4 protein-coding genes and 1 riboswitch are annotated in these 3,745 nt (G+C 71.9%); all 4 genes read left to right on the top strand.

Translation table 11 applies throughout. From position 1 onward, the window contains the following. Positions 1 to 1,318, top strand: a 1,318-nt coding sequence (locus HW445_RS21960) for a TrkH family potassium uptake protein (protein WP_218957258.1), incomplete at its 5' end; no start/stop codon positions are given. Next, positions 1,311 to 2,000 (top strand): TrkA family potassium uptake protein, encoded by a 690-nt coding sequence (locus HW445_RS21965; protein ID WP_218957259.1) that lies wholly within the window; start codon positions 1,311 to 1,313, stop codon positions 1,998 to 2,000. The genes HW445_RS21960 and HW445_RS21965, both read left to right, overlap by 8 nt. A 102-nt stretch (positions 2,001 to 2,102) precedes the next feature. Next, positions 2,103 to 2,651 carry a GNAT family N-acetyltransferase gene (locus HW445_RS21970; RefSeq protein ID WP_180222693.1) on the top strand — a complete coding sequence of 183 codons (549 nt, stop codon included), beginning with the start codon at positions 2,103 to 2,105 and terminating at the stop codon, positions 2,649 to 2,651. Positions 2,652 to 2,796: 145 nt separating this feature from the next. After that, a riboswitch (cobalamin riboswitch) is annotated at positions 2,797 to 2,983 on the top strand. Positions 2,984 to 3,012: 29 nt separating this feature from the next. After that, positions 3,013 to 3,711: an energy-coupling factor ABC transporter permease gene (locus HW445_RS21975; RefSeq protein ID WP_180222694.1), complete on the top strand. Its 699-nt coding sequence runs from the start codon at positions 3,013 to 3,015 to the stop codon at positions 3,709 to 3,711. The last annotated feature ends 34 nt before the right edge of the window (positions 3,712 to 3,745 follow it).

The raw sequence follows: 3,745 nt of genomic DNA on the forward strand, positions 1-3,745 counted from the left end.
GCGGCACCCGGCCCAGGTGGTCGTGGTCGCCTTCGCCGTGGCGATCGCCCTCGGCACCGCGCTGCTGATGCTGCCGGCCGCGAAGGCGGGGCCGGGCGGGGCCGGTGTGCTGGAGGCGCTGTTCACCGCCACCTCCACCGTGTGCGTGACCGGCCTGGTCGTGGTGGACACCGCCGTGTACTGGAGCGGCTTCGGGCACGTGGTGATCCTGGGGCTCGTCCAGGTCGGCGGTTTCGGGATCATGACGTCCGCGTCCGTGCTGGTTCTGCTGGTGTCCCACAGGATGGGGCTGCGGGCGCGGATGACGGCCGCCACGGAGACCAAGACGCTGGGGCTGGGCGACATCCGCGCGGTGGTGACCGGCGTGGTGAAGGCGAGCCTGCTGATCGAGGCGGTCACCGCGCTGGTGCTGACGCTGCGGTTCGCGACCGCCTACGGCGAGTCCTGGCCGCGCGCGGTGTGGCTGGGCGTCTTCCACGGCGTCTCCGCGTTCAACAACGCCGGGTTCGCGCTGTACTCGGACAGCCTGATGTCCTTCGTCACCGACCCGTGGATCTGCGTCCCCGTGGCGCTCGCGATCATCGCGGGGGGCCTCGGCTTCCCCGTGCTCTTCGAGCTGCGCCGCCGGCCGCGGCGTCCGCGCGGCTGGTCCGCGCACACGAAGATCGCGCTCTGCGGCACCGGCGTCTTCCTGCTCGGCGGCTGTGCCTTCGTCACGGCGGTCGAGTGGTCCAACCCCGCCACCCTGGGCCCGCTGGGCGTCCCGGGGAAACTGCTGGCCGGGTTCTTCCAGGGCGTCATCCCCCGCACCGCGGGGTTCAGCAGCGTCGACATCGCCGCGATGCGCCCGGTGAGCTGGCTCGGCATGGACGTGCTGATGTTCGTCGGCGGCTCCAGCGCGGGCACCGCCGGGGGCATCAAGGTGACGACCTTCGCCGTGCTGTTCTTCGTCCTGTACGCCGACGTCCGGGGCGAGGGCTCGGTCAATGCCTTCGGCCGCCGTCTGTCCGCCCCGCTGCAACGCCAGGCCCTGACCGTGGCGCTGCTGTCGGTGGCCGCGGTGGTCGTCTCCACCGTGGCGTTCATGGTCTTCTCCGACCACGGCCTCGACCGCTCGCTGTTCGAGGTCGTCTCGGCCTTCTCCACGACCGGCATGTCCACCGGGATCACCGCCCGTCTGCCGGTCGGGCTCCAGGTGCTCCTGATCGCGCTGATGTTCGTCGGCCGGCTCGGTCCGATCACCGTCGCCTCCGCCCTCGCGCTGCGCCGGCGCGTCCGCCTGTACGACCTTCCCGAGGAGCGTCCCGTCATTGGTTAGGAAGTTCACCTCCAAGCGGCACCGCGCCGGCCACCGGGACGCCGTCGTGGTGATCGGCCTCGGCCGCTTCGGCAGCGCCGTCGCCAGGGCGCTGGCCGACTCGGAGACCGAGGTGCTGGGCGTCGACTCGAGCCGCGAGGTCGTCCAGGTCCTGTCCGGCTCCCTCACCCACACGGTGCGGGCCGACTCCACCAAGGAGGACGCCCTGCGGCAACTGGGCGTCCACGAGTTCGACCGTGCCGTCGTCGCCATCGGCTCCAACCTGGAGGCCAGCATCCTCACCGCCTCCCTGCTGGTGTCCTTCGGCATCCGGCACGTCTGGGCGAAGGCCATCAGCGAGGAGCACGGCCGCATCCTGTCCCAGCTCGGCGTCCACCACGTGGTCTATCCCGAGCACGACATGGGCCGGCGCGTCGCCCACCTGGTGCGGGGCCGCATGCTCGACTACGTCGAGTGGGAGGACGACTTCACGATGGTGAAGACGAACCCGCCCGCCGACATCGTCGGCACCGCGCTCGGCGGGAGCGGTGTCCGCGACCGCCACGGCGTCACCGTCGTCGCGGTCAAGCGTCCCGGGCTGGGTTTCGCCGCCGCCACGCCCGCCACCGTCGTGGGGCCGTCGGACACGGTCATCATCGCCGGCTCGAAGCGGGCGACGGAGCGGTTCAGCGAGCTGCGGTGACGCCGCCGATACCCGGCTGACAGCCGTCCCTTCGGGCGAAAGGATGTGCGGGCAGTCCCGTTCCGGCGCGCACGCGCCTTTCAGGCCAGGAGGTCGCCCCGCATGAGCAACGACACGTCATCCTTCCCCGCACGGATGGAACTGCGCGGAGAAGGGCTCGTCCTGCGGGACTGGACCGAGGACGACCTGGCGGCGATGCCGGCGCTGTTCGACCACCCGGACATCGCGTACTGGACGCCGATCGTCTCGCCGTTCGACGCGGCGGCGGGCCGGGCACGGCTGGCACGGACCCGTGAGCTGCGGGAACAGGGGACGGCCGTCCTGCTCGCCATCACGGTCGACGGCGGCGCGCCGCTCGGCGAGATCATGCTGAGGCGGGCCCCCGAGGGGACGGAGCTGGGATACGCGGTGGGTCCGGCGCACCGGGGGCAGGGGCTGGCGGCGCGGGCGGTACGGGTGATGGCCGGGTACGCCTTCGAGGAGCTGGGCGCGGAACGGGTGATCCTCGAACTGGAGGCGGAGAACGCGGCGAGCGTCGCCGTGGCGACCCGGGCCGGGTTCCGGCTGCTCGACGTGCCGTTGATCACCGGCGAGGAGAAGGGGCGGCCGTACGCCCTGCAGACCTGGGGGCTGGACCGGGACGACGCCTGAGGCGGACCCGCCCCGGCACCGCAACGGGCTGTCCCCTCGGGGCCGTTGCGTGTGCGGTCGCGAAGGGGTGCGGGCAGCGACCGGGCGGGCCTTCGGCGGACGGGCGGTCCGAAAGGGGTCGCTTGTCAGTGGACGGGATGCCGGATTACTGTCACAAGGCCTTGGTGAACGGGAAATCCGGTGTGATGCCGGTGCGGCCCTCGCCACTGTGATCGGGAAGTCCGGCTCCAGCCCTCGCGGGCGGCCACTGGGTCCTCACGGACCCGGGAAGGCGGAGCACGGGCGTGTGGTACCCGTCAGCCAGGAGACCGGCCAAGGCGCGTCGTCCATCCACGAGGTGCTGGAGAGGGTCTGCTGAGCCATGCACATAGCCGAGGGTTTCCTTCCTCCGGCGCACGCGATCGCCTGGGTTGCCGCGTCCGCGCCGTTCGTCGTCCACGGAGTTCGTCAACTCACCCGTGAAGTGCGGGAACATCCGGAGAGCACACTGCTGCTCGGCGCTTCGGGTGCGTTCATGTTCGTCCTGTCCGCGCTCAAACTGCCCTCCGTCACGGGGAGTTGCTCGCATCCGACCGGGAGCGGGCTGGGGGCGGTGCTGTTTAGGCCCCCGGTGATGGCGGTGCTCGGCACCGTCACGCTGCTGTTCCAGGCCCTGTTGCTCGCGCACGGTGGCCTGACGACGCTCGGGGCCAACGTCTTCTCGATGGCCGTGGTGGGCCCGTGGGCGGGGTACGGCGTGTACCGGCTCGCGCGTGGGCTCGGCGCGCGGCTGGAAGTGGCGGTGTTCTGCGCCGCGTTCGTCGCCGACCTCGGCACGTACTGCGTGACCAGCGTGCAGCTGGCGCTGGCGTTCCCGGACCCGGTGAGCGGATTCCTGGGCGCCCTGGGCAAGTTCGGGTCCATCTTCGCCGTGACGCAGGTCCCGCTGGCGGTGAGCGAGGGGCTGCTCACCGTGCTCGTCGTGCGGCTGCTCCTTCAGTCGAACGCGGGTGAGCTGGCCCGGCTGGGTCTGCGGGCGGGCGGGCGCGGCACGGCCGGCGCCGAGGCGGTGGCCCGATGAGGCGGGGCGCGCGCGTCAACGTGCTGCTGGTGCT

This window comes from Streptomyces sp. UH6 (genome assembly GCF_013421635.1).
Lineage (GTDB): Bacteria > Actinomycetota > Actinomycetes > Streptomycetales > Streptomycetaceae > Streptomyces > Streptomyces abyssomicinicus.

Excerpts from the sequence above, each read along its gene's own strand:
- HW445_RS21970 (WP_180222693.1), top strand. The coding sequence starts at position 2,103 with ATGAGCAACGACACGTCATCCTTCCCCGCACGGATGGAACTGCGCGGA.
- HW445_RS21975 (WP_180222694.1), top strand. The coding sequence starts at position 3,013 with ATGCACATAGCCGAGGGTTTCCTTCCTCCGGCGCACGCGATCGCCTGG.